16 protein-coding genes, 4 tRNA genes and 3 rRNA genes are annotated in these 25,656 nt (G+C 46.6%); 17 read left to right on the top strand and 6 right to left on the bottom strand.

The features are described 5' to 3' along the window. Positions 1-96: 96 nt before the first annotated feature. A complete protein-coding gene (locus AND4_RS11240; RefSeq protein WP_009843094.1) occupies positions 97-825 on the bottom strand; it encodes an outer membrane protein assembly factor BamD in 729 nt (242 codons plus the stop codon). Positions 826-961: 136 nt separating this feature from the next. Here AND4_RS11240 and rluD point away from each other — a divergent pair, with 136 nt between their 5' ends. The 13 genes from rluD (at position 962) to AND4_RS11310 (ending at position 13,556) form a co-directional block, all read left to right on the top strand. Then, the gene (rluD, locus tag AND4_RS11245; RefSeq protein ID WP_009843095.1) at positions 962-1,939 is read left to right on the top strand and encodes a 23S rRNA pseudouridine(1911/1915/1917) synthase RluD; all 978 of its coding nucleotides are present in this window, start codon (positions 962-964) and stop codon (positions 1,937-1,939) included. Position 1,940: 1 nt separating this feature from the next. After that, complete coding sequence (gene pgeF, locus AND4_RS11250) at positions 1,941-2,669, top strand: peptidoglycan editing factor PgeF (RefSeq protein WP_009843096.1); 729 nt, start codon at positions 1,941-1,943, stop codon at positions 2,667-2,669. A gap of 146 nt (positions 2,670-2,815) precedes the next feature. Then, the gene (gene clpB / locus AND4_RS11255; protein ID WP_009843097.1) at positions 2,816-5,398 is read left to right on the top strand and encodes an ATP-dependent chaperone ClpB; all 2,583 of its coding nucleotides are present in this window, start codon (positions 2,816-2,818) and stop codon (positions 5,396-5,398) included. 545 nt (positions 5,399-5,943) lie between these two features. Then, positions 5,944-7,496, top strand: a 16S ribosomal RNA gene (locus tag AND4_RS11265). A 134-nt stretch (positions 7,497-7,630) separates the two neighbouring features. Further along, a tRNA-Ala gene (locus tag AND4_RS11270) sits at positions 7,631-7,706 on the top strand. A 41-nt stretch (positions 7,707-7,747) separates the two neighbouring features. Further along, positions 7,748-7,823: transfer RNA gene (locus tag AND4_RS11275), tRNA-Glu, on the top strand. A 344-nt stretch (positions 7,824-8,167) separates the two neighbouring features. Continuing rightward, positions 8,168-11,059, top strand: a 23S ribosomal RNA gene (locus AND4_RS11280). Between the two features lie 120 nt (positions 11,060-11,179). Then, a 5S ribosomal RNA gene (rrf, locus tag AND4_RS11285) occupies positions 11,180-11,296 on the top strand. The 16S, 23S and 5S rRNA genes sit together here with 4 tRNA genes alongside, the layout of an rRNA operon. 69 nt (positions 11,297-11,365) lie before the next feature. Next, positions 11,366-11,442: transfer RNA gene (locus AND4_RS11290), tRNA-Asp, on the top strand. Between the two features lie 35 nt (positions 11,443-11,477). Beyond that, a tRNA-Trp gene (locus AND4_RS11295) sits at positions 11,478-11,554 on the top strand. A gap of 171 nt (positions 11,555-11,725) precedes the next feature. Next, on the top strand, positions 11,726-12,058 hold the full coding sequence (locus AND4_RS11300; RefSeq protein WP_009843099.1) for a DUF1904 domain-containing protein: 333 nt from the start codon (positions 11,726-11,728) through the stop codon (positions 12,056-12,058). Positions 12,059-12,070: 12 nt separating this feature from the next. After that, complete coding sequence (mepA, locus tag AND4_RS11305) at positions 12,071-12,910, top strand: penicillin-insensitive murein endopeptidase (protein WP_009843100.1); 840 nt, start codon at positions 12,071-12,073, stop codon at positions 12,908-12,910. Between the two features lie 337 nt (positions 12,911-13,247). Beyond that, positions 13,248-13,556, top strand: coding sequence for a hypothetical protein (locus AND4_RS11310; protein ID WP_009843101.1), 309 nt, complete (start codon positions 13,248-13,250; stop codon positions 13,554-13,556). A gap of 41 nt (positions 13,557-13,597) precedes the next feature. Here the strand turns inward: AND4_RS11310 and AND4_RS11315 are convergent, their stop codons facing one another. The 3 genes from AND4_RS11315 to rdgC form a co-directional block, all read right to left on the bottom strand. Then, complete coding sequence (locus AND4_RS11315) at positions 13,598-13,852, bottom strand: YfhL family 4Fe-4S dicluster ferredoxin (RefSeq protein WP_009843102.1); 255 nt, start codon at positions 13,850-13,852, stop codon at positions 13,598-13,600. Positions 13,853-13,854: 2 nt separating this feature from the next. After that, complete coding sequence (gene yegQ, locus AND4_RS11320) at positions 13,855-15,255, bottom strand: tRNA 5-hydroxyuridine modification protein YegQ (RefSeq protein WP_009843103.1); 1,401 nt, start codon at positions 15,253-15,255, stop codon at positions 13,855-13,857. Positions 15,256-15,420: 165 nt separating this feature from the next. Next, a complete protein-coding gene (gene rdgC / locus AND4_RS11325; RefSeq protein ID WP_009843104.1) occupies positions 15,421-16,335 on the bottom strand; it encodes a recombination-associated protein RdgC in 915 nt (304 codons plus the stop codon). 224 nt (positions 16,336-16,559) lie between these two features. Here rdgC and phoB point away from each other — a divergent pair, with 224 nt between their 5' ends. Genes phoB through AND4_RS11340 form a run of 3 tightly spaced genes read left to right on the top strand, consistent with a single transcriptional unit; the run spans position 16,560 to position 19,553 of the window. Further along, complete coding sequence (gene phoB / locus AND4_RS11330; RefSeq protein ID WP_009843105.1) at positions 16,560-17,249, top strand: phosphate regulon transcriptional regulator PhoB; 690 nt, start codon at positions 16,560-16,562, stop codon at positions 17,247-17,249. Between the two features lie 40 nt (positions 17,250-17,289). Continuing rightward, a complete protein-coding gene (gene phoR / locus AND4_RS11335; RefSeq protein WP_009843106.1) occupies positions 17,290-18,591 on the top strand; it encodes a phosphate regulon sensor histidine kinase PhoR in 1,302 nt (433 codons plus the stop codon). Continuing rightward, positions 18,588-19,553, top strand: coding sequence for a phosphate ABC transporter substrate-binding protein PstS family protein (locus AND4_RS11340; protein ID WP_009843107.1), 966 nt, complete (start codon positions 18,588-18,590; stop codon positions 19,551-19,553). The genes phoR and AND4_RS11340 overlap by 4 nt, the downstream gene beginning before the upstream one ends. 34 nt (positions 19,554-19,587) lie before the next feature. Here the strand turns inward: AND4_RS11340 and ppx are convergent, their stop codons facing one another. Together ppx and ppk1 are read right to left on the bottom strand one after the other, a co-directional pair. Beyond that, positions 19,588-21,093 (bottom strand): exopolyphosphatase, encoded by a 1,506-nt coding sequence (gene ppx, locus AND4_RS11345; RefSeq protein ID WP_009843108.1) that lies wholly within the window; start codon positions 21,091-21,093, stop codon positions 19,588-19,590. Further along, complete coding sequence (gene ppk1, locus AND4_RS11350) at positions 21,077-23,167, bottom strand: polyphosphate kinase 1 (RefSeq protein WP_009843109.1); 2,091 nt, start codon at positions 23,165-23,167, stop codon at positions 21,077-21,079. Before ppk1 ends, ppx begins: the two co-directional genes overlap by 17 nt. A 279-nt stretch (positions 23,168-23,446) precedes the next feature. Between ppk1 and AND4_RS11355 the strand changes: the two genes are divergently transcribed. Further along, positions 23,447-25,651: an ABC transporter permease subunit gene (locus AND4_RS11355; RefSeq protein ID WP_009843110.1), complete on the top strand. Its 2,205-nt coding sequence runs from the start codon at positions 23,447-23,449 to the stop codon at positions 25,649-25,651. Positions 25,652-25,656: the final 5 nt, after the last annotated feature.

Consider the following 25,656-nt stretch of genomic DNA (forward strand, 5'->3'; position numbering starts at 1 on the left):
ACCATCAAGTTAGGGGGGTGGTAACAATAAAAGACAAGATAATAATGATGAAGGCAGAAACAACACCGCCACAGTTTGAGCTGTGGCGGTGAGAAGTTAGTTTGCTGAGTTAAGCTTGATCAGCGCTTCTGTTCTAGCAACGGCGTCGTCCAGTTTCAGTTGTTTGTAGGCTTCTAACTGGATTTCAAGTGACTTACGTGCTGCTTCTGTATCAGGGAAAGCTTTTTGAAGTTCTTGAGAGCGGTTGATTGCTGCAATCCAAGCTTCACGGCGCAAGTAGAAGTCAGCAGTGGCAAGATCGTAGTTTGCCAGACGGTTCTTTAGTGCAACCATGCGTCTTTGTGAGTCTTCCGCGTATGGGCTGCTTGGGTAACGTTCTAGCAGTTTTTTGAAGTCACCGAACGCTTTTTTCACAGGCTCTGGATCACGGTCACTGCGATCGACATTGAATAAGTCATGCATGAAGTTACGGTCTTGCGCCATGTGACTCAAGCCACGCATGTACAATACCCAGTCCATTTTTTCATGAGTTGGGTTCAAACGCATAAAGCGGGAAATGGTTGCTAAGCCTAATGCTAGGTCGTCATTTTTGTAATACGCGTAGATGAGGTCAAGTTGCACCTGCTCAGAGTAGGCTCCAAACGGGTAACGTGAATCCAAAGCTTCTAACTTCTCGATAGCAGAAAGCCAGTTACCGCTTTGCAGAGAAGTTTGCGCGTCTGCATACAGTTCAGAAGGCGGCACATCAGGAACGATTTCTTCTTTGCTTGCACAGCCAAACAGGAGGGAAACCGCTAAAAGGCCTATTAAAGTCTGATGTTTCATATCAGGAGTCTGTTCCTTGAATCTAAATATTTCTTAAGCTGCCGTTACTTTCTTTGCAGTAACAGATACAATGACGGAATACTCTATTTTTCCACAGTCGTGAGCATTAGTCTCACAGTTTTTAAAAAAGTTCGATATGGCCCAACAGATTGTTTTAACCAATACCGTAAAAGATAGCCAGTTAGGTCAGCGTTTGGACCAAGCTATCGCAGAATTATTCGCTGACTTCTCTCGTTCTCGCTTGAAAGAATGGCTGCTTGATGGAAAGGTACATGTGAATGGTGAAGTTGTCACTAAACCTCGCACCAGAGTAATGGGTGGCGAGGAAATTACCTTGCAAGCCGAGTTAGAGGATGAGGAGCGCTGGGAGGCGCAAGATATCCCCTTAGATATCGTCTACGAAGATGAAGATATCATTGTCATCAACAAACCTCGTGATTTTGTCGTACACCCAGGGGCAGGCACGCCAGATTGCACAGTGCTGAACGCATTACTGCATCATTACCCAGACATCGCGGAAGTACCTCGAGCTGGTATCGTTCACCGTCTGGATAAAGATACGACGGGTCTGATGGTGGTTGCGAAGACCGTGCCTGCACAAACTCGTCTGGTTCGCGCATTGCAAAAACGTAACATCACTCGTGAGTATGAAGCGATAGCGATCGGCCGCATGACAGCGGGCGGTAAAGTCGAGCAGCCTATCGGTCGTCACTCTACCAAACGTACGTTAATGGCGGTTGCGCCTTTGGGTAAACCTGCGGTAACGCATTACCGTGTTGCAGAGCGCTTCCGTGAACACACGCGTATTCGTCTTCGTCTAGAAACCGGTCGTACGCACCAAATCCGTGTTCATATGTCTTACCTACAGCATCCTCTACTTGGTGATACGGCTTACGGTGGTCGTGCTCGTATCCCAACGGGCGCGTCGGAAGAGCTAACGGCAATGATTCGTGGTTTTGATCGCCAAGCACTGCACGCTGTTATGTTGCGTTTCGAACACCCTATCACGGGGGAAGAGCTAGAGTTCCACGCTCCAATTCCTGATGATATGGTCGAAATGACAGAGTCCCTGCGTAAGGATACTGAGGAGTTCGGCTTACCTGACGAGTTCTAATATGAAAATGATCACTCCCAACTGGTCAGCACCAAAAAATGTCAAAGCTTTCGCCTCTACTAGAGTCGGAGGCTTTTCGGCAGCGCCTTATCAAGGGCTCAACCTTGGTGCGCACGTTGGGGATGATACGTCGGTTGTAGAGAAGAACCGCAACTGGTTGACGCAACAAGCAAATATGCCCAGTGCGCCGATTTGGTTGAATCAAACGCATTCTACAGTGGTTGCACAAATCACCGAGCCAACAATACAAGTACTTGACGCAGATGGTGTTTTTACATCAGCAAGCCATGTTGTTTGTTCTGCAATGACAGCGGACTGTTTGCCTGTACTACTCACTGACACGCAAGGCACCCAAGTCGCGGCGGTGCATGCCGGATGGCGCGGCTTAGCAAATGGTATCGTTGAAAACGCCCTCGAGTTGTTCTCTGGTGAAGTTATGGTGTGGTTAGGTCCTGCAATTGGTCCTCAAGCATTTGAAGTCGGTGAAGATGTTCTGCAAGCCTTTGTGGATTTCGACTCGCAAGCCCATCAAGCATTTACGCCTTGTGATGTTGAAGGGAAGTGGCTGGCGGATATGTCCATACTAGCTACTCAGCGCCTCAATAAGCAGGGGGTCACTCAGGTATTTGATTCAGGCCTTTGTACTTTCCAAAACAAAAACGACTTCTATTCGTATCGACGCGATGGTGTAACTGGTCGACAAGCCTCATTTATTTGGATTGAAGACTAACTGATACCGCGTAAAAGCGTAAAGATGCGAAGCTTCTTTTTTGCAAAGCGATCTTTATTAATCGAATCCCTTGAAATTCCCTCTTTGCGTATCCATCTTTCTAACTGTCAAAAGAATTTTCTTAAGTTGAGGTTAGGAAGAAAGATATGCGTCTTGATCGATTCACCAGTAAGTTTCAAATCGCTATCTCTGATGCTCAGTCACTAGCGTTAGGGCGCGATCATCAATATATCGAACCTGTACACCTAATGGTGGCATTGCTCGATCAGAACGGTAGCCCAATTCGTCCGCTGCTAACTATGTTAGATGTCGACGTGAGTCATCTACGATCAAAATTGAGTGAAATGTTAGATCGGCTGCCTAAAGTCAGCGGTATCGGCGGTGATGTTCAGCTATCTAGCTCCATGGGAACGCTTTTCAATTTGTGCGACAAAGTGGCGCAAAAGCGTCAGGACTCCTACATCTCTTCCGAAGTCTTTTTGCTTGCGGCAATAGAAGACCGTGGCCCGCTTGGTCAGCTAATGAAAGAGATTGGTTTGACCGAGCAGAAAGTCAGCCAAGCGATCGAAAAGATCAGAGGTGGTCAAAAGGTTAATGACCCGAATGCGGAAGAACTACGCCAAGCACTAGAAAAGTTCACCATAGACCTTACCGAACGTGCAGAGCAGGGTAAGTTGGATCCGGTTATCGGTCGTGATGATGAAATCCGTCGCACTATCCAAGTTTTACAGCGCCGCACCAAGAACAACCCAGTGATCATCGGTGAACCTGGTGTAGGTAAAACGGCCATCGTAGAGGGTTTGGCTCAGCGAATTATCAATAATGAGGTGCCTGAAGGGCTACGTGGACGCCGCGTGCTCTCTTTAGACATGGGCGCGCTTGTTGCTGGTGCCAAGTACCGCGGTGAATTTGAAGAGCGTCTAAAATCAGTATTGAATGAGTTAGCAAAAGAAGAAGGTAACGTCATTCTATTTATTGATGAACTTCATACTATGGTTGGCGCAGGTAAAGGCGAAGGCTCTATGGATGCCGGCAATATGCTGAAACCAGCTTTGGCTCGTGGTGAACTTCACTGTGTAGGTGCCACTACATTGGACGAATACCGTCAATACATAGAAAAAGATGCGGCACTTGAGCGTCGTTTCCAAAAAGTGCTGGTGGATGAGCCAAGTGTTGAGGATACGATTGCGATTCTTCGTGGTTTAAAAGAACGTTATGAGCTTCATCATCATGTCGAGATAACCGACCCAGCGATTGTTGCTGCCGCGAGCTTGTCGCATCGTTATGTCTCTGATCGTCAACTGCCTGATAAAGCCATCGACCTGATTGATGAGGCCGCCTCTAGTATTCGTCTGCAGATAGACTCTAAGCCTGAATCTCTCGATAAGCTTGAACGTAAAATCATTCAACTCAAGATTGAGCAACAAGCACTGAGTAATGAGAACGATGACGCAAGTGAAAAGCGCTTAGATGTACTCAATGAAGAATTGAATGAAAAAGAGCGTGAGTACGCAGAATTAGAAGAAGTATGGAATGCAGAGAAAGCGGCACTTTCTGGTACCCAGCATATTAAAAGTGAGTTAGAGCAAGCCCGCATGGATATGGATTTTGCGCGTCGTGCGGGTGACCTAAATCGTATGTCGGAGTTGCAATACGGCCGTATTCCAGAACTTGAAAAGCAGCTTGATCTTGCTACTCAAGCTGAGATGCAAGAGATGACGCTGCTTCGAAACAAGGTAACAGACAACGAGATTGCGGAAGTACTTTCGAAGCAGACGGGTATTCCTGTCTCAAAAATGCTTGAGGCAGAAAAAGAGAAACTGCTTCATATGGAAGACGTACTGCACAAACGTGTGATTGGTCAGGCAGAAGCCGTTGAAGTGGTATCGAATGCAATCCGTCGTAGCCGAGCAGGACTATCCGATCCAAACAAACCAATCGGCTCCTTCTTATTCTTAGGTCCAACTGGTGTGGGTAAAACCGAACTGTGTAAGACACTTGCGAGCTTTATGTTCGATAGCGAAGACGCCATGGTGCGTATTGATATGTCTGAGTTCATGGAGAAACATTCTGTGGCGAGATTGGTTGGCGCGCCCCCGGGTTATGTCGGCTATGAAGAGGGGGGCTACTTAACAGAAGCAGTTCGTCGTAAGCCGTATTCTGTCATTCTATTAGATGAAGTAGAAAAGGCACATCCAGATGTGTTCAATATTCTGCTCCAAGTATTGGATGATGGTCGACTCACTGATGGCCAAGGTCGAACGGTGGATTTTCGTAATACCGTCGTCATCATGACATCGAATTTAGGTTCGGCTCGTATCCAAGAGAACTTTGCAACGTTAGACTACCAAGGCATAAAGAACGAGGTGATGGACGTGGTGAGTAAACACTTCCGCCCAGAGTTTCTAAATCGTGTTGATGAAAGTGTGGTATTCCACCCGCTTGGTCAGGAGCACATTAAGTCGATTGCTTCTATTCAGCTAGAACATCTAGCGAAACGCTTAGAAGAAAAAGGTTATCAGTTAGAGGTATCCGAAAAAGCGCTCGAATTGATTTCTCAAGTTGGATTTGACCCTGTGTATGGTGCGCGACCGCTAAAACGTGCAATTCAACAGAATGTCGAGAACCCATTAGCGAAATCAATCTTAGCTGGCCAAATCGTGCCAGATGAGAAAGTGCAGTTGATTGTGAACAATGACCAAATCATTGCTCACCAGCCTTCGCATTAATGTTGTGAAAGTGTGATTAAGTTAAAAAATAGGGGGCATTAGCCCCCTACTTTTTAGGCTTATATCAGTTCTTGGTTGATTTATGTACGAACAAACCCAAAGAGTAAGTTTTTTTGAAAAATAGGCTTGTGTTCCTCAACGAACTCCCTATAATTCGCCCTCGTTGTCACGAGAGAGCAAGCAAAGCAAAATCGAGATAACTAGGCCAGTGAGTTAGAAATAAGTCACAGAGAAATAACTTAAAAAAGTGTTTGACACCATAAGTTAAATCGCTAAAATGGCCGTCCACTTTGAAGGTAACTTCAGAGTGCGCTCTTTAAAAATAAGAACCTATCAATCTGTGTGGGCACTCGTTGATGATAATCCAATTAGATACCTCGGTATCGAATTAGGTTTCAATGAACTGAGTGACCAAGCAAGTCGCAAGACTTGGCACAGTCAATTCATTATCATTCTGTTGGAATGATAATAGCTTTAGATTACTAAGGTAGTTTAAAGTCAGTATTCATTGAGCCTCTTCCTATTTATTAGGAAATCAAAACTTTAAATTGAAGAGTTTGATCATGGCTCAGATTGAACGCTGGCGGCAGGCCTAACACATGCAAGTCGAGCGGAAACGAGTTATCTGAACCTTCGGGGAACGATAACGGCGTCGAGCGGCGGACGGGTGAGTAATGCCTAGGAAATTGCCCTGATGTGGGGGATAACCATTGGAAACGATGGCTAATACCGCATAATGCCTTCGGGCCAAAGAGGGGGACCTTCGGGCCTCTCGCGTCAGGATATGCCTAGGTGGGATTAGCTAGTTGGTGAGGTAAAGGCTCACCAAGGCGACGATCCCTAGCTGGTCTGAGAGGATGATCAGCCACACTGGAACTGAGACACGGTCCAGACTCCTACGGGAGGCAGCAGTGGGGAATATTGCACAATGGGCGCAAGCCTGATGCAGCCATGCCGCGTGTGTGAAGAAGGCCTTCGGGTTGTAAAGCACTTTCAGTCGTGAGGAAGGCGGTACAGTTAATAGCTGTATTGTTTGACGTTAGCGACAGAAGAAGCACCGGCTAACTCCGTGCCAGCAGCCGCGGTAATACGGAGGGTGCGAGCGTTAATCGGAATTACTGGGCGTAAAGCGCATGCAGGTGGTTTGTTAAGTCAGATGTGAAAGCCCGGGGCTCAACCTCGGAATAGCATTTGAAACTGGCAGACTAGAGTACTGTAGAGGGGGGTAGAATTTCAGGTGTAGCGGTGAAATGCGTAGAGATCTGAAGGAATACCGGTGGCGAAGGCGGCCCCCTGGACAGATACTGACACTCAGATGCGAAAGCGTGGGGAGCAAACAGGATTAGATACCCTGGTAGTCCACGCCGTAAACGATGTCTACTTGGAGGTTGTGGCCTTGAGCCGTGGCTTTCGGAGCTAACGCGTTAAGTAGACCGCCTGGGGAGTACGGTCGCAAGATTAAAACTCAAATGAATTGACGGGGGCCCGCACAAGCGGTGGAGCATGTGGTTTAATTCGATGCAACGCGAAGAACCTTACCTACTCTTGACATCCAGAGAAGCCAGCGGAGACGCAGGTGTGCCTTCGGGAGCTCTGAGACAGGTGCTGCATGGCTGTCGTCAGCTCGTGTTGTGAAATGTTGGGTTAAGTCCCGCAACGAGCGCAACCCTTATCCTTGTTTGCCAGCGAGTAATGTCGGGAACTCCAGGGAGACTGCCGGTGATAAACCGGAGGAAGGTGGGGACGACGTCAAGTCATCATGGCCCTTACGAGTAGGGCTACACACGTGCTACAATGGCGCATACAGAGGGCAGCCAACTTGCGAAAGTGAGCGAATCCCAAAAAGTGCGTCGTAGTCCGGATTGGAGTCTGCAACTCGACTCCATGAAGTCGGAATCGCTAGTAATCGTGGATCAGAATGCCACGGTGAATACGTTCCCGGGCCTTGTACACACCGCCCGTCACACCATGGGAGTGGGCTGCAAAAGAAGTAGGTAGTTTAACCTTCGGGAGGACGCTTACCACTTTGTGGTTCATGACTGGGGTGAAGTCGTAACAAGGTAGCGCTAGGGGAACCTGGCGCTGGATCACCTCCTTATACGAAATGGATAGTTTGCTTTTACTTTTAAAAAGTGAAGACAAATGAGTCACGATGAGTGTCCACACAGATTGATATGGTTTATATTTCAGAGCAAAAATTGGTTCTGCATAAAGTGCTGAAACGATTTATGTGGGGCTATAGCTCAGCTGGGAGAGCGCTTCGCTGGCAGCGAAGAGGTCATCGGTTCGATCCCGATTAGCTCCACCACTAGCTATATTGTTTCCGCTTTTTGCAAAACATTCTACAGTGTCCCGTTCGTCTAGAGGCCTAGGACACCGCCCTTTCACGGCGGTAACAGGGGTTCGACTCCCCTACGGGATACCATCTTTAAACACTCTCTTGAGAGTTTTTAAAAATGGTTACTTCATTAGAAGTGATTCGCTCTTTAACAATTTGGAAAGCTGACAAATCAAATTTATTCCTTAGTGAATAAGATTTGATTGTAAAGTTCTCAAAGTATTCTTAATTGAATACTCCAACTGTTTGTTTTCATTTTTTAAAAATGAAAGTAAACGAACACATTCAAGTGTTCTTGGGTTTTGTCTTACTGTTTAAGTAAAACAAAACATATTTGAGTCCGGCAAAATCGAATGCTATCTCGCTCATTCAAATAATGAGATAGCGACTTTGGTTGTTTAACGTCAATTCGAAACTTCTTCGGGTTGTATGGTTAAGTGACTAAGCGTACACGGTGGATGCCTTGGCAGTCAGAGGCGATGAAGGACGTATTAACTTGCGATAAGCCCAGATTAGGTAGTAAAAACCGCTTGAGTCTGGGATTTCCGAATGGGGAAACCCACGTGCATAAGCACGTATCGTTATGTGAATACATAGCATAACGAGGCGAACCGGGGGAACTGAAACATCTAAGTACCCCGAGGAAAAGAAATCAACCGAGATTCCGAAAGTAGCGGCGAGCGAAATTGGACTAGCCCTTAAGCTATTTATGCGTCAGGTGAAACTTCTGGAAAGTTGTGCGATACAGGGTGATAGCCCCGTAACCGGCAACGCATTTATAGTGAAATCGAGTAAGGCGGGACACGTGATATCCTGTCTGAATATGGGGGGACCATCCTCCAAGGCTAAATACTACTGACTGACCGATAGTGAACCAGTACCGTGAGGGAAAGGCGAAAAGAACCCCTGTGAGGGGAGTGAAATAGAACCTGAAACCGTGTACGTACAAGCAGTAGGAGCCCACTTTGTTGGGTGACTGCGTACCTTTTGTATAATGGGTCAGCGACTTATATTCAGTGGCAAGGTTAACCATCTAGGGGAGCCGTAGGGAAACCGAGTCTTAACTGGGCGTTCAGTCTCTGGATATAGACCCGAAACCAGGTGATCTAGCCATGGGCAGGTTGAAGGTTGAGTAACATCAACTGGAGGACCGAACCGACTAATGTTGAAAAATTAGCGGATGACTTGTGGCTAGGGGTGAAAGGCCAATCAAACCTGGAGATAGCTGGTTCTCCCCGAAAGCTATTTAGGTAGCGCCTCGGACGAATACTACTGGGGGTAGAGCACTGTTAAGGCTAGGGGGTCATCCCGACTTACCAACCCTTTGCAAACTCCGAATACCAGTAAGTAATATCCGGGAGACACACGGCGGGTGCTAACGTCCGTCGTGGAGAGGGAAACAACCCAGACCGCCAGCTAAGGTCCCAAATTACTACTAAGTGGGAAACGATGTGGGAAGGCTCAGACAGCCAGGATGTTGGCTTAGAAGCAGCCATCATTTAAAGAAAGCGTAATAGCTCACTGGTCGAGTCGGCCTGCGCGGAAGATGTAACGGGGCTAAGTAGTAAACCGAAGCTGCGGCAATGCACTTTTAGTGCATTGGGTAGGGGAGCGTTCTGTAAGCCGTTGAAGGTGTGTTGTAAAGCATGCTGGAGGTATCAGAAGTGCGAATGCTGACATGAGTAACGATAAAGGGGGTGAAAAACCCCCTCGCCGGAAGACCAAGGGTTCCTGTCCAACGTTAATCGGGGCAGGGTAAGTCGACCCCTAAGGCGAGGCCGAAAGGCGTAGTCGATGGGAAACGGGTTAATATTCCCGTACTTCTTACAATTGCGATGGGGGGACGGAGAAGGCTAGGTGGGCCTGGCGACGGTTGTCCAGGTTCAAGTGCGTAGGCTTAAGAGTTAGGTAAATCCGGCTCTTTTTAAGGCTGAGACACGACGTCGAGCTACTACGGTAGTGAAGTCATTGATGCCATGCTTCCAGGAAAAGCCTCTAAGCTTCAGATTGTAAGGAATCGTACCCCAAACCGACACAGGTGGTCGGGTAGAGAATACCAAGGCGCTTGAGAGAACTCGGGTGAAGGAACTAGGCAAAATGGTACCGTAACTTCGGGAGAAGGTACGCTCTCGACGGTGAAGTCCCTCGCGGATGGAGCTATTGAGAGTCGCAGATACCAGGTGGCTGCAACTGTTTATTAAAAACACAGCACTGTGCAAAATCGTAAGATGACGTATACGGTGTGACGCCTGCCCGGTGCCGGAAGGTTAATTGATGGGGTTAGACTTAGGTCGAAGCTCTTGATCGAAGCCCCGGTAAACGGCGGCCGTAACTATAACGGTCCTAAGGTAGCGAAATTCCTTGTCGGGTAAGTTCCGACCTGCACGAATGGCGTAATGATGGCCACGCTGTCTCCACCCGAGACTCAGTGAAATTGAAATCGCTGTGAAGATGCAGTGTACCCGCGGCTAGACGGAAAGACCCCGTGAACCTTTACTACAGCTTGGCACTGAACATTGACCCTACATGTGTAGGATAGGTGGGAGGCTTTGAAGCGCAGTCGCTAGATTGCGTGGAGCCGTCCTTGAAATACCACCCTTGTAGTGTTGATGTTCTAACGTCGACCCCTTATCGGGGTTGCGGACAGTGCCTGGTGGGTAGTTTGACTGGGGCGGTCTCCTCCCAAAGCGTAACGGAGGAGCACGAAGGTGGGCTAATCACGGTTGGACATCGTGAGGTTAGTGCAATGGCATAAGCCCGCTTGACTGCGAGAATGACAATTCGAGCAGGTGCGAAAGCAGGTCATAGTGATCCGGTGGTTCTGAATGGAAGGGCCATCGCTCAACGGATAAAAGGTACTCCGGGGATAACAGGCTGATACCGCCCAAGAGTTCATATCGACGGCGGTGTTTGGCACCTCGATGTCGGCTCATCACATCCTGGGGCTGAAGTCGGTCCCAAGGGTATGGCTGTTCGCCATTTAAAGTGGTACGCGAGCTGGGTTTAGAACGTCGTGAGACAGTTCGGTCCCTATCTGCCGTGGGCGTTGGAAGATTGAAGGGGGCTGCTCCTAGTACGAGAGGACCGGAGTGGACGAACCTCTGGTGTTCGGGTTGTCATGCCAATGGCATTGCCCGGTAGCTAAGTTCGGAATCGATAACCGCTGAAAGCATCTAAGCGGGAAGCGAGCCCTGAGATGAGTCTTCCCTGATACTTTAAGTATCCTAAAGGGTTGTTCGAGACTAGAACGTTGATAGGCAGGGTGTGTAAGCGTTGTGAGGCGTTGAGCTAACCTGTACTAATTGCCCGTGAGGCTTAACCATACAACACCCAAGAGGTTTTGATGGACTCAAAGCAAGAACAGATTGAATGTGTGAGAACGAAAACAGCTTTCCGAATGATTGTTTTTAGGTTGAATTAGACCTGAAGACAAAAAGAATTTGCTTGGCGACCATAGCGATTTGGACCCACCTGATTTCCATTCCGAACTCAGAAGTGAAACGAATTAGCGTCGATGGTAGTGTGGGGCTTCCCCATGTGAGAGTAGAACATCGCCAGGCTTTAATTTCGTTTTTATCTTTTCCAGAAAGATGAAGACAAAAATTTAGACTTAAATGTCTAACCAGTGCGGAGCGGTAGTTCAGTTGGTTAGAATACCGGCCTGTCACGCCGGGGGTCGCGGGTTCGAGTCCCGTCCGCTCCGCCACTTATTCGAGAGTCGTCTCATTAAACACGAACCACAGGGGTGTAGCTCCAATTGGCAGAGCAGCGGATTCCAAATCCGCGTGTTGGGAGTTCGAATCTCTCCACCCCTGCCATATTTTAAAGCCTCAGCAGCAATGCTGGGGCTTTTTACGTCTGAAGGAAAGAGCATCAGACCAGTCTATTCTGCAGCCTCAATTTTGGCAGACTAGCAAGCGCTCAACGTGATTAGAAAGTGACTTCCTGCTATTATCGACGCTGAATTCTAATAATTAGGAAGCAAGTCTATGCCACATCTTCGATTTAGAGCGGTAGAGCCTCAAACGGTTCAAGTATTGTCAAAACCTCTTACTGATGAATTACAGCCATTGATGGGCTGCCCTCGTGAAGACTTCACATTTGAGTATATTTACACCACTTTCTTTAGTGAGGGTGAAGTCAACGGCGCTTATCCTTTTGTTGAGGTTTTGTGGTTCGACCGTGGCCAAGATACTCAAGACCAAGTCGCTCAAGCGATTACTGAACAAGTACGTGGTATCGTGGGTGAAAACGCCGATGTTGCGGTAATTTTCTCTGCACTCTCTCCTAAAGGCTACTATGATAATGGAGAGCACTATTAAGGAATGATTGTGATGAAGCTGAGTCTTTATTTTTATTTGAGTTTTTTATTCTCAGCATCACTCAACGCGACGCCGTGGGAACAGGTCCCTGGTCCCACAAACAACACTTCTTCTTCTGTTGGCAGCTATGCTAATGGCTGCTTAGATGGCGCCTCTCCTCTCCCTCTTGATGGGAAAGGTTATCAGGTGCTGAGAAGTAAAACGAAACGTTACTATGGGCACCCTCATACGATCAACTTCGTTGAGGAGTTAGCACTAAAAGCACATCAAGAACTACACACAAGTTTACTGGTTGGCGATTTATCTCTCGCTCGAGGCGGTCGTTTCTCATCTGGTCATTCTAGCCATCAAACGGGATTGGATGTGGATATATGGCTACGTTTGGCTGATGAACCACTTTCTTACAATGAACTCCAGCTTCCTAAACCAATGAGTGTCGTGGATATCAAGAAATACAAGATACTGGACAATCGTTGGGAAGACAGACACTTCAAACTAATCCGTATTGCCGCAAAAAATAAAGACGTTGCACGTATTTTTGTTCATCCAGTGATTAAAGAACAGTTATGCAAACAAGAGGGAGATAAAAACCGTGCTTGGCTGCGCAAGGTACGTCCTTGGTGGGGACATCACTACCATTTTCACGTGAGGCTCATGTGCCCTAAGTCGAGTGTTCATTGTATTAACCAAGCTCCGCCTCCTGTGGGGGATGGTTGTGGTGCCGAATTAGTTAGCTGGAAGCCTAAAACGACACCGTCTACAGCGGCAAAGAAAAAGCCTGATGTAACACCAAAACCGAAGAAGAAAAAAGTGATGCCAGCGCAGTGCGAACTCTTGCTCACCAATAATTGAAAGCCTTTTTGCCCCATAGATTTATCATTATGCTTCAACCAGTTCTTTGTTATGAAACTGGAGAAAGATCATTCTTTTGTCTAAAGTGAATAATACCAGTAAGAAAACTAACCGGATTAGTTTTCATGGCATATTATAGAAATCTAATAAAAACAATGGGTTGTGAATGAGATTTGCTATTCATAATTTTGAAAATAAAAAGATCTTTTCGTCGTGATTCTCTGATTTCTTAGCAATATGTCTGTTGGTTGGTAAAGAAATACGACAATGCAGACAACTGTATAGAGGTGGGAAAGGGTGCCGTTTCCCTACCTAAGAGTTAATCAAGGACAAAACCATGACTATGATTTGCGCAAAAGAATTTGCAGAGTGGTTAAGACACAGATTTAGCAGTGATACTAAAGGGGTCTATTTGACCCGAGAGGATATAAATCACCTGACAGGGCGTCAGCGCCTTGATCCAGGTTTCGTTAATGATGTGCATTACGAGCTAATGCAATATGGCATTGCCTTCGTTACTGATACGAGCCGAGAAAATTTCTATTTGATACCTGTATCTCAGGCTGAAAATTGGCGTGAAAGGTTGGAGTATCATTTCGAGAAAGAATTGTTTTGTAACATCATTCCCATCGAAAAATCAGGTTGAAGAAAGGTTCAACTTTGGTTGTAAAGTTGAACCTCTTTTGACTAAGCTAATCCTTGAATAATCACAAATTTCTCTAGCAACTGTTCTTCGGTCTCAACATGGTTTGGGTCGGTGATAATACATTTTGTAATCGGGCATACTGACTGACATGTTGGTTTCTCATAGTGGCCTTTGCACTCTGTACAAAGTGCAGGGTCAATTTCGAAGATCCGGTCGCCCATAGTGATTGCGCCATTAGGGCACTCTGGGTCACACATGTCGCAGTTGATACACTTATCGGTAATAAGTAGTGCCATGATTACTTGCCCGTTGGGTTTCGGGTATCCTGACCTGCATTTAAGTTACGCATTAACAGGCCGTATTCTAAGTCCATGTCTTCTGGAACCGGGATAAATACGAAGTGGCCGTTACCTTTTGCGTCTTCAATGGATTCTGACTTGCGGTTTTCCATTGCTTCTAGCGTAAAGATTACGTTGCCCTTTGGTGTCATTAGCTCAAGACTGTCACCAACAATAAACTTGTTCTTGACTTCAACCTCGACCATGTCGCCACGACGTTTGCCAGTGAATTCACCAACAAATTGCTGGGCATCAGATACAGAGTAACCGTAATCGTAGTTTTGGTAGCTGTCGTGAGTATGACGGCGTAGGAATCCTTCTGTGTAGCCACGGTGAGCTAAGCTTTCTAGCGTACCCATTAGGCTTTCATCAAATGGACGGCCAGCAACAGCGTCATCGATCGCTTTACGGTAAACCTGAGCTGTGCGTGCGCAGTAGTAGAAAGACTTAGTACGACCTTCGATCTTCAATGAGTGAACACCCATCTTAGTCAGACGTTCTACGTGTTGGATTGCACGTAGATCTTTCGAGTTCATGATGTAAGTACCATGCTCATCTTCGAATGCTGCCATCTTTTCTTCAGGGCGATGCGCTTCAGAAAGCAGCACGACTTCATCGGTTGGTTTACCGCGGCCGATAGTTGTTTCAGGGCGCTCGTCTGCGACTTCAATCGCTTGTACTTCCGTTGGGTCAAACTTTTCTACGATATCGCCAGTGTCGTTTTCTTTGCCTTCTTCGACTTTATATTCCCAACGACATGCGTTTGTACATGTACCTTGGTTAGGATCGCGCTTATTGATGTAACCGGAAAGTAGGCAGCGGCCAGAATACGCCATGCATAGTGCACCATGAACGAATACTTCTAATTCTGTTTCAGGGCAGTGCTCACGAATTTCTTCAATCTCTTCCAGAGAAAGCTCACGAGAAACGATCACGCGCTCAACGCCGTTCGCAGCCCAAAACTTCACCGTTGCCCAGTTTACGGCGTTCGCTTGAACCGACAGGTGGATTGGCATGTCTGGAAACGCTTCGCGAACCATCATGATAAGGCCAGGATCAGACATGATGAGAGCGTCTGGACCCATTTCTACCACAGGTTTAAGATCGCGAATGAAAGTTTTCAGCTTAGAGTTGTGCGGTTGGATGTTACATACCACGTAAAGCTTTTTGCCTAGGGCATGGGCTTCATTGATACCGATTTGTAGGTTCTCGTGGTTGAACTCGTTGTTACGTACACGAAGGCTGTAGCGAGGCTGGCCAGCGTAAACCGCATCTGCGCCGTAGGCGAACGCGTAACGCATGTTTTTAAGGCTACCTGCTGGGGATAGTAGCTCAGGTACGAATGCTTTCTCAGTTGTCATTGCTCAATTCTCTTATATCTGATCACAAGTCAGGCCAATTCCACCTTATGGAAATGGGGCGCAAATTTTACGTCAAAATGTGACCAGTGACTAGGATAATTATGGCTCAGATAAACAAACGCCCTCAAAAAAAGTGAGGGCGTTATGATTAATCTTTGTACTGCGTTAAGCGTTTGGGTTTGGAAGGCCACCCAATGCTTCGTATAGATTTGGCAGGAAAGCACTGAATTCACCACACATTAGTGAGAAGTCGGCATCGAAGCGCGCCGCTTGATCCTCACGTGGGATATCATCGTTTTGATCTTTTATCTCATCAGAGAACTTCAGGCGTTTAATACCAGAATCTTCCGCCATGATGAATTCAATACGATCTTGCCAGTTGAGAGCTAGCTTAGTCACCACTTTGTCTGCTGCGATATGGTTACGTATTTCATCGGTTGCCAGTTCTTGCTTCTTACAACGAATCACACCACCATCTTCTAACACAGACTTAAGTTCCGCTTCGTCCATCATAGAAATACCTTGTGGCGTATCACCCGTTTTTACCCATTCCGTCAGCGTCGTTTCGATCGCCATTTCAGGGATTGCCGGTATAACAGGTAGACTACCCATGGTTTTGCGTAGCAGTGCCAACACGTCTTCTGCTTTTTTGTAGCTGCTCGCATCAACAAGGATGAAGCCTTCTTTTGGCATGATCAGCACATAAGTGTGGCTGCTGCGGCTGAATGCACGTGGTAGTAAATCCATCACGATGTCATCTTTAAGGTTGTCTTTCTCTTTTTTCTTCAGAGGACGGCCTTCTTGAGCTTCCATCGCTTCTATTTTTGCGTTTAGTGAATCTTTGATCACTGAAGCAGGTAGCATCTTCTCTTCTTTCTTAGCGCAAATCAGAATGCGGTTTTCGGAAACATGCGTCATCATGTCGCCATTTCTACCCATCGCGCTCACCCAGCCAAACTTTTGTTTGTCTTGGCTGCCACAAGGAGTGAATCGGAACTCGGCTAGTTGAGTTTCCAGTTGATCGGCATTGAAGTTAACCTCGCGGTTAACACGGTATACCAGACAGTTTTTAAACCACATAAATCTTCTCTAGGCTTGATGACAAGGGCCTAATCATAGGGAATTTTAGCGGCGTTGTCCTAATTGATTTAAAAAAGATAACCATGAATCCCAAAAGAAAGTTATGTGAAAATTTGTTTTCAAAGGTCACAAAAGTGTCATAATTGGTAGTGATAATGCTTATGCATAGAGGGGCGCCTTGTCCTTTAAATTCATTAGCTCAACTCACATAAGGTTATTCAATTATGTCTAGAAGGATTCTGGTTGTTGAAGACGAAGCTCCGATTCGTGAAATGCTGTGCTTCGTGCTTGAACAGAAAGGTTATCAAGCAGTCGAAGCAGAAGATTACGACTCTGCGGTGACCAAACTGGCTGAACCTTTCCCGGATTTAGTGCTACTAGACTGGATGCTACCAGGTGGCAGTGGTATTAACTTCATCAAGCATATGAAGCGTGAGGAGCTAACTCGTAACATTCCCGTTGTGATGTTGACCGCTCGTGGTGAGGAAGAAGATAAGGTCCGCGGCTTAGAAGTTGGCGCTGATGACTACATCACCAAACCTTTTTCGCCAAAAGAGTTGGTTGCTCGCCTTAAGGCGGTTATTCGCCGTGTGACCCCGACAGCGCTTGAAGATGTGATTGACGTACAGGGACTGAAATTAGATCCTGTCTCTCACCGCGTGACTGCAAATGACGAAGCGATCGATATGGGGCCGACAGAGTTCAAAATGCTGCACTTCTTTATGACGCACCAAGAGCGCGTTTACAGCCGTGAACAACTGCTAAACAACGTTTGGGGCACCAATGTGTATGTAGAAGATCGCACGGTAGATGTGCATATTCGACGTTTACGTAAAGCGCTTGAAGCGGCTGGTCACGACAAGCTCATCCAAACCGTCCGCGGCGCAGGCTATCGTTTCTCGACGAAGGCATAACATTGCTAGCAGCTTATCAATACCATTTCAGGAGTCATGAGTGGTTGAAAGATTGACTTGGAAAAAGCTGGCCTGGGAGCTGGCTTTTTTTTACACCCCTTGGGTGATAGTAGGTTGGATATTCGGTTATATGCCGTGGTTGCTTCTGGCAGCCACGGCTTTGCAGCTTGTATGGCATTTGCATTATCAGGTGCGTTTGTCTGCTTGGTTATGGGATGAAAAGCGTCTCACGCCGCCGTCAGGAAGCGGCAACTGGGAGTCGTTGTTTAACGGTTTATACCGCTTGCAGCAACGCCAGCGTCGTAAGCGTAAAGAGCTCACTAACTTGATTCGCCGTTTCCGTAATGGTGCAGAATCGCTGCCAGATGCGGTGGTGGTATTTCGTGCAGGAGGCAACATAGTGTGGTGTAACAAGCTGGCGCAGCACCTTTTGGGTTTTCACTGGCCGGAAGATTCTGGACAACCTATTTCTAACCTTATCCGTACTCCAGATTTTATTAAGTACATCAACAAGCGAGATTTTTCTGAGCCGCTAGAAATGCGCTCACCACTCAACGTCGAACGCATGTTGGAGTTGCGTATTGTGCCTTACACCGAAGGTGAGCACTTGATGGTGGTGCGTGATGTGAGCCAACTAAAACAGCTTGAAGGCATGCGACGTAACTTCTTCGCCAACGTCTCTCATGAACTGCGCACGCCGATGACGGTACTGCAAGGTTATCTCGAGATGACGGAAGATCCAGACATGATTGTCGGCCCTATGTGGACCAAAGCGCACGGTGTGATGACAGAGCAGCTCAATCGAATGAACAGTTTAGTGAATCAGCTGCTGACGCTCTCAAAGATTGAAGCGGCGCCTATGCACGAACTGGAAGATGTCGTAAACGTGCCAAGTATGCTGGAAGTGCTTGAGAAAGAGGCGGTAAGTTTAAGCGGCGATGACAAGCATCACCTGCAGTTCGATGTCGATTCGAGTTTGCGCGTGCTTGGTGATGATGATCAACTGCGCAGTGCGATCTCAAACTTGGTTTACAATGCGGTCAAGTACACACCACCCGGTGCACACATTAACGTACGTTGGTATCAAACTGTACAAGGTGCTCGTCTGGAAGTGAATGACAGTGGCGATGGAATTGAGCCACAACACTTACATCGATTGACCGAGCGTTTCTATCGCGTCGATAAAGCTCGCTCGAGAGATACTGGTGGTAGTGGTCTTGGCCTAGCCATTGTGAAGCATGCCCTGAGTCATCATGATTCTCATCTAGACATTCACAGTGAAGTTGGTGTGGGCAGTCAGTTCTCTTTTGTTCTGCCAAGTCGATTGGTGGTCAAGTCATGAGTGTCATCTCTAACGTAATGAAGAATATCACTCTCGTTACACTGGTTCTCTCCAACGTGGCTTTTGCACAAGATAATCTTCTGCCTAATTATCAGAAGACAACGGGCATTGCGGGTAATTTACTGTCCGTTGGTTCAGATACGCTAGCAGGCATGACTACGCTCTGGGTGGAGGAGTTTAAATCTATCTATCCCAACATTAATGCTCAGGTGCAAGCTTCCGGCTCATCGACTGCGCCACCAGCATTAACGGAACAAACGGCGCAATTCGGTCCGATGAGCCGCTCAATGCGTATGCGTGAAATTGAAGCGTTTGAGCGGGTGCATGGTTACAAACCAACGGCACTTCGTGTTGCGATTGATGCTATTGGTATCTTTGTTCATCAAGACAACCCAATTAAAGGGTTGAATTTCAATCAATTGGATGCGATGTTCTCCGCGACACTGCGCTGTGGTGAAAGTGAGTTCATCACTAATTGGCGTGAGTTAGACATCAAAGCGGAATGGGCAAAGCGCAACTTACAGCTGTTTGGGCGCAACTCCGTTTCGGGGACTTACGGTTACTTCAAAAGTAATGCCTTGTGTGGTGGTGATTTCAAAACCCGTGTCAATGAGCAACCTGGATCGGCGTCAGTGGTCCAGTCTGTGGCGTCTACGATTAGTGGCGTTGGTTACTCTGGTGTAGGTTACCGAGTCGCAGGGGTTCGTTTAGTGCCAATCGCGAAAACAGGCACAGATTACGTCAATCCAGTACGTGAAAACATTATTTCAGGTAAGTACCCACTATCACGTTATCTCTACGTTTACGTGAATAAACACCCAGACTATCCACTAAGTCCAATTGAAGCTGAGTTCATTCGCTTTATGTTTTCAGCTCAAGGTCAAGCGCTGGTTGCGAAAGATGGTTATGTTCCGATTACTGCTGCTTTCGCTGCGGAGGAATTAAAAAAAGTCGGTTTATAAGCCGACTCTTTTCTTTGCTTCATGGAGTTTTCGGTTAGAAGCTCAGTGCCCATCCAGCGCTTTCCCAACGCTGCTGCTCTTGCTGCAAATCGGCATCGAGCAGTTTGTTATTCTCCAGCCAATCTTCTTCTGTGCAGGTAAGTACCCACTTATCTTCTTGTATTGACAGCGTCAGCTCTGGCAGCGGATCGTCACTGCGTTGCCCATTCACCACTATGGCTAGGCGCAGAACCTTAACTAAGTTGATGATGTCACTTTGTTTGTAGAGGTTAAACTCTGGGAAATCATTCAGTTTTAAAGACTTACGCTGGAAGCGAGCTAAGGTTGCCAATATCAACTGCTGCTCGTGATTAAAGCCGGGTAAGTTGGAGTGCTGTAAAATATAGAACGAGTGGCGATGGAAACCCCGTAGACTGATGCTCAAGCCGACTTCATGTAGCAAAGCTGCCCACTCCAGTAAATCGAACAGCTCGCTCTTTTTTTTGATACCCAGCTTAGAGCGTACATTGCACAGCATCTCCCGCGCATTACCTTTTACTCTAGCTGCGTGTTCAATATCGACACGATGCTGCTTCGCCAGGTTTTCTGTAGTGCGCATACGAATGTCTGAGCGAGCGAAACGTTCTTCCATTTCGTAGAGTAAGCCTTCACGCAGGGCGCCATCAGAGAAGAACATCTGGTTGATTTTCAGTGCTTGGAAGATGGCTGCCAAAATAGCGACTCCAGCAGCAAAAACCGGTTTGCGTTCCTCAGTGAGGCCGACAAGATCGATATCTTCAATAGAATCAAACTTGCACAGTGTGTCGATAAGCTTAACTAGACGCTTCGTCGTGATCAGTTCATCTTCATGCCCTAACCCAATCAGTACTTCACGAATCGCTTTGATCGTACCGGAAGACCCCAAAGCAATATCCCAGCCTTTCTTGCGGTATTTTGAGGCAATGGATTCAAGACGTTGCTCTGCGGCGAGCATCGCCTTACTGAAATTCTTATGCGACAGTTTGCCATTATTGAAGAACTGCTCGGTGAAACTCACACAACCCATTTGTTTACTACTGAGCAACTCTGGCTCGAACTCTTGGCCAATGATCATCTCGGTACTGCCGCCGCCGATATCGACAACCAACTTGGAATTAGACTCTGCTTGAGTATGCGCGACGCCGAGATAGATGAGGCGCGCTTCTTCTTCGCCCGGAATGATTTCAATCGCAAAAGGCAGTATATTTTTGGCCCGCTTAATAAAGAGGTGGGCGTTGTTGGCTCGTCTTAAGGTGTGGGTTGCGGCGATTCTTACGTTTGAAGCTTCAAAACCTTGTAAGCGTTCGGCGAACATCGCCAGACACTCAAGGCCCCGCTCCATTGCGGCGTGACTGAGATTTAATTCTGAATCTAGACCGGAAGCTAAGCGCACTCGCTGTTTGTGGCGGCTCACTAATTGCAAGTCGCTTCCAACCACTTTCGCCACCACCATATGAAAGCTGTTTGATCCAAGGTCAATGGCGGCAATATGGCGTACATCTTGTTCAAGTATTTGAGGCATTTGCTTTTTGTTTTCTAGTTTGTTTCTCTATATTTTTAAGATAGTCGTAGATGGCAACTTGTGAGCGAACTTTTTTACGATTACCACGAGGTACGTAGCGGTTACTCATCTCTTTATCTATCAAACGAGCCTTTACTGTATCGGTAAAGTGAATGTCGATTATATCAATAATGCGTTGTTTCAAACGTGGATCACGAACCGGAGCCGCCACTTCAATTCGATGGTCGATATTTCGTGTCATCCAGTCTGCTGATGAGATGTAAACCAGTGGGTCGCCGTCATTGTGAGCGATCAAAACGCGAGGGTGCTCAAGGAAGCGGTCGACAATACTGATGATACGAATGTTCTTACTCACCCCTTCGATGCCGGGTACGAGTGAACACATGCCACGGATGATCATATTGATTCTTACCCCGGCATTACTCGCTTGGTAAAGCTTATTAACGATGCCTTTGTCGACCAAGTTATTGACCTTGATGGTCAGTGCTGCTTCCTTACCCATTTTGGCATTGGCAATTTCGGTATCAATTAAGTGGTATAATTGCGCCCGTGAGTTTCTTGGGGAGACAATCAAATGGTTGAATTCCACCGGACGATATGGATTTTCGATATAGCCAAACACATTTCTTACCTCATTGGTGAGTTTGTGATCGGCGGTAAGTAAAGTAATGTCGGTATAAACTTGTGCCGTTTTTTCGTGAAAGTTCCCCGTACCAATGTGAGCGTAGCGGACAATCTTTTCTTCTTCACGACGGCTGATGAGAAGTAATTTGGAGTGAATCTTAAGGCCCGGAGCTCCGAAAATAACATGCACACCAGCATCTTTCAGTATTTTGGACCACTCGATATTCGCCTCTTCATCGAAGCGGGCTTGCAGCTCTACCACAACGGTGACGCTCTTGCCATTGTGGACGGCATCGATCAACGAGTTCATCAAACGTGAGTCTTTGGCGACGCGGTAGATATTGATCTTGATGCTAATCACTTTAGGGTCGAATGAGGCTTGTCGAACTAATTCTGAGATGTGATCAAAGGTATGATAAGGAAAGTGCAGCAGTATATCTTTGGCTTTGATGGCTTCAAAACTGTTTGCATAGCCCTCAAAGTCAGCACATTTCATAGGTGGCATTGGTTTGTTTTCTAAATAATCTCGGCCAACGTTGGGAAAGCCTATAAAGTCTTTGAAATTATGATAGCGCCCGCCAGGGATAAGATTATCGTAATTGGAAATTTGCAGTTTTTGGCATAAGAAGTTGAGCATCTTTCGTGGCATTTCGCGCTCGTAAACGAAGCGCACAGGTAGGGCGGTAAGACGTTGATTTACCCCTTCAGACATTTGCTCAAGCATGCTGTATTCGACCTCTAGGCGTAAGTCGTATTCGGCATCACGGGTCATCTTCATGGCGTAGCCATTTAGCTCATCGTAATCGAAGAAGCCTTTGAACGATTTATCCAGGCAGTAGCGGATAATATTGTCGAGTAAGATGATCGTTTTGCGTCGCTTGCCTTTTTTTTCAGGCAGCATGACAAAACGAGGTAAGTGATCCGTTGGGATTTCAATTAAAGCGTACTGCGATTGATCGTCTTTTTGTAAGTCAACAGCAATGTAAGCATATTCGTCTTTAAGGAATTGCAGAACATCAATGTCTTCTTTGATGAGAAGAGGGGTAATATGCGGCATGACTTTTTTACGAAAATATTTGCTAATCCAGCGTTTCTGCGTGTCATCAAGTTGGTTCTCATTGACCAAAAAAATGCGGCGTCGCGCCATTTCTCGGATTAAATCACCATACAGCTCATCGAATTGTTCGTTAAGCTTCAATGCCTTGGTTTGCATCTTGGTTAACAAGTGCTTAGAGTTATCGTTTTCACCTCGCTCTTGACTGATCAAAATCCGACGCTTTACGTTGGCAAAGCGGACTTTGTAGAACTCGTCTAAGTTATTGGAAAATATCCCGAGAAATCGAATTCGTTCAATAAGAGGGACGGTTTTGTCGGCAGCTTCTTGTAGTACTCTCTCATTGAAAGACAACCAACTCAGTTCTTTTTCTATATAGAGTTTCTCTGCGCTCATAACCTTACCTAGCTTAAAATGAAGTCATCCATGTTGTTCGGGGGGACATAAAGAGGAGTTTGTACACCATCTTACGTTATATCAATCGTAGTCAATAACAGGTCATTCTCGCTTGTTTTAATTGTCAAAGATTACTGACGATGATGAATACGACAGTTTTATTTGGCAACACGGCCTGAATAAGAGTTGTATTCTTTTCAGTTGTTTAATGTGAACTGTAATATAATTGTCATCTTAACGACATATTCTAGTACTGAGTCAAAAAGGGTAGAGAGATTAATGGCACAAGCCGAGTTTTCATTGCAGGAAAAAGATAAGAAGCGATTGATTAAAGATCGTTTAGTCCGATTTGCAGTGACATCCGGTGGCGTGGGCGTTTTAGCCGCCCTTGTTTTGATCTTTGTTTACCTTGCAATGGTTGTTATCCCTCTGTTTTCTGACGCAGAGATTGAGACCAATTATGCATCTAGAATAACCCAAAGCGGGAAGCCACTCGCAATTTCGATTGATGATTACGCGCAAATCGGTTTGGTTGTGACCCAATCTGGCGAGGTGCAATTCGTTCCTCTTGATGATTCTAGCAAGCCTGTGCTGCTTACTCAGCAGGTAGCGAATAACCCAGTTGTGTTTTCTCAATCCGCTCCAGGAGTGGGTTGGTATGGCCTAGTCGATGACCGAGGTAAAGCGCACATATTTAAGCCGGAATTTAACGCGACGCTACGTGAAAACACTCGAGCCCCAGAAGTTGTACGCTTTAGAAGTACCATGGATATGCAACTAACAGGTACATCAGACCCCGTAACTCAATTTGTTTTTAGTGCTTCTTCGCAAACGCCAACCCTGGTTTGGCGAACACAGAGGGGCGAATTAAAAGCGCGTTGGCAAGTTCCCCAGTTATTAGATGCACCACCTATAACCCGTGATTACACTTTCTCTTCGGGCTTTGATACTCCAGACCAAATGCTGCTGACACCAGACGGCAACAACTTATATTTACGCAATGGGTCGGAGCTGATCGTCTTGGTAAAAGATGACAATAAATTCTCCGTACGCGAAGTGATTGATCTGACTCAGGGCGAGACAAAACACTCGGTAAGAACGATGGATTTGTTGGCTGGGGCATATTCTCTGCTTGTTACGCACAATGATGGTCGTGTTTCACAGTGGTTTGATACCTTGCAAGGCGATAGGCGTACTTTGACTCACATTCGTGACTTTAAGTTAGCATCAGAGCTTAAGTACTTACTGCCAGATTCACATCGCAAAGGTTTTTACAGCTTTTATACTAACGGTACGGTGCAAAGCCACTACACCACCAGTGAGAAATTGGTGCTATTTCAACGTGCTTACCAACAAGCGCCAGCAATGGCGGCAATGTCGAATAATGAGCGCTATCTGGTGACTTGGCAAAACGATAAATTGAACGTCGTTTTAGTTGATAATCCATACCCAGAAGTTTCTTTCTCCGCCTTATGGCAAAAAGTCTGGTATGAGGGTTACCCTGAGCCAGAGTTTGTGTGGCAATCCACCTCAGGCAGTGATGATTTTGAAGCAAAATTTAGCCTAGTTCCAATTGCCTTTGGTACCATCAAAGCGGCGATGTTCGCGATGTTATTCTCCGTGCCGTTAGCGGTGCTTGGTGCCATTTACACCGCTTACTTTATGTCACCACGCATGCGGCGTGTGGTGAAGCCGTCAATTGAGCTGATGGAAGCTTTACCGACCGTTATTATTGGTTTTCTTGCTGGTCTTTGGTTTGCCCCTATTGTCGAGGACCATCTGATTACTGTTGTAATGATGCTGTTTGTGTTGCCTCTGGGCACTATGGTGGTGGGCGGCCTATGGGCGCTGATCCCAAAAACAGTTCGTAACCGCCTGCCAAATGGATGGCATGCCTTGGTGTTGATGCCTTTGCTTTTGCTGTTGATCGGTTTGGTTGTGTGGGTATCGCCATGGCTTGAGCGAGTCTTATTTGGCGGTGACATGCGTTTGTTCCTGACCGACCATGGTATTGGTTTTGACCAACGTAATGCGCTGGTGGTTGGTTTAGCAATGGGCTTTGCGGTTATTCCAACGATTTTCACCATTGCAGAAGATGCGATTTTCTCTGTGCCGAAACATTTATCAGATGGTTCCTTAGCACTGGGTGCGACGCCCTGGCAAACCCTGATATATGTGGTGTTGCTAACAGCCAGTCCGGGTATCTTTTCGGCGATCATGATGGGGCTTGGTCGCGCAGTGGGTGAAACCATGATTGTGTTAATGGCAACGGGGAATACGCCACTGATGGACTGGAATGTCCTCGAGGGTTTACGAAGCTTATCGGCCACCATAGCGGTTGAGTTGCCAGAATCTGAAGTCGGCAGCTCTCACTACCGATTGTTGTTCCTATCTGCGCTAATTTTGTTTGTCTTCACCTTTGCGGTGAACGCCTTGGCAGAGTGGGTTCGTCAAAGACTAAGAGACAAATATCGTGCGTTATAATCAGT

The sequence above is a fragment of the Vibrio sp. AND4 genome, from assembly GCF_000171815.1.
Taxonomy (GTDB): domain Bacteria; phylum Pseudomonadota; class Gammaproteobacteria; order Enterobacterales; family Vibrionaceae; genus Vibrio.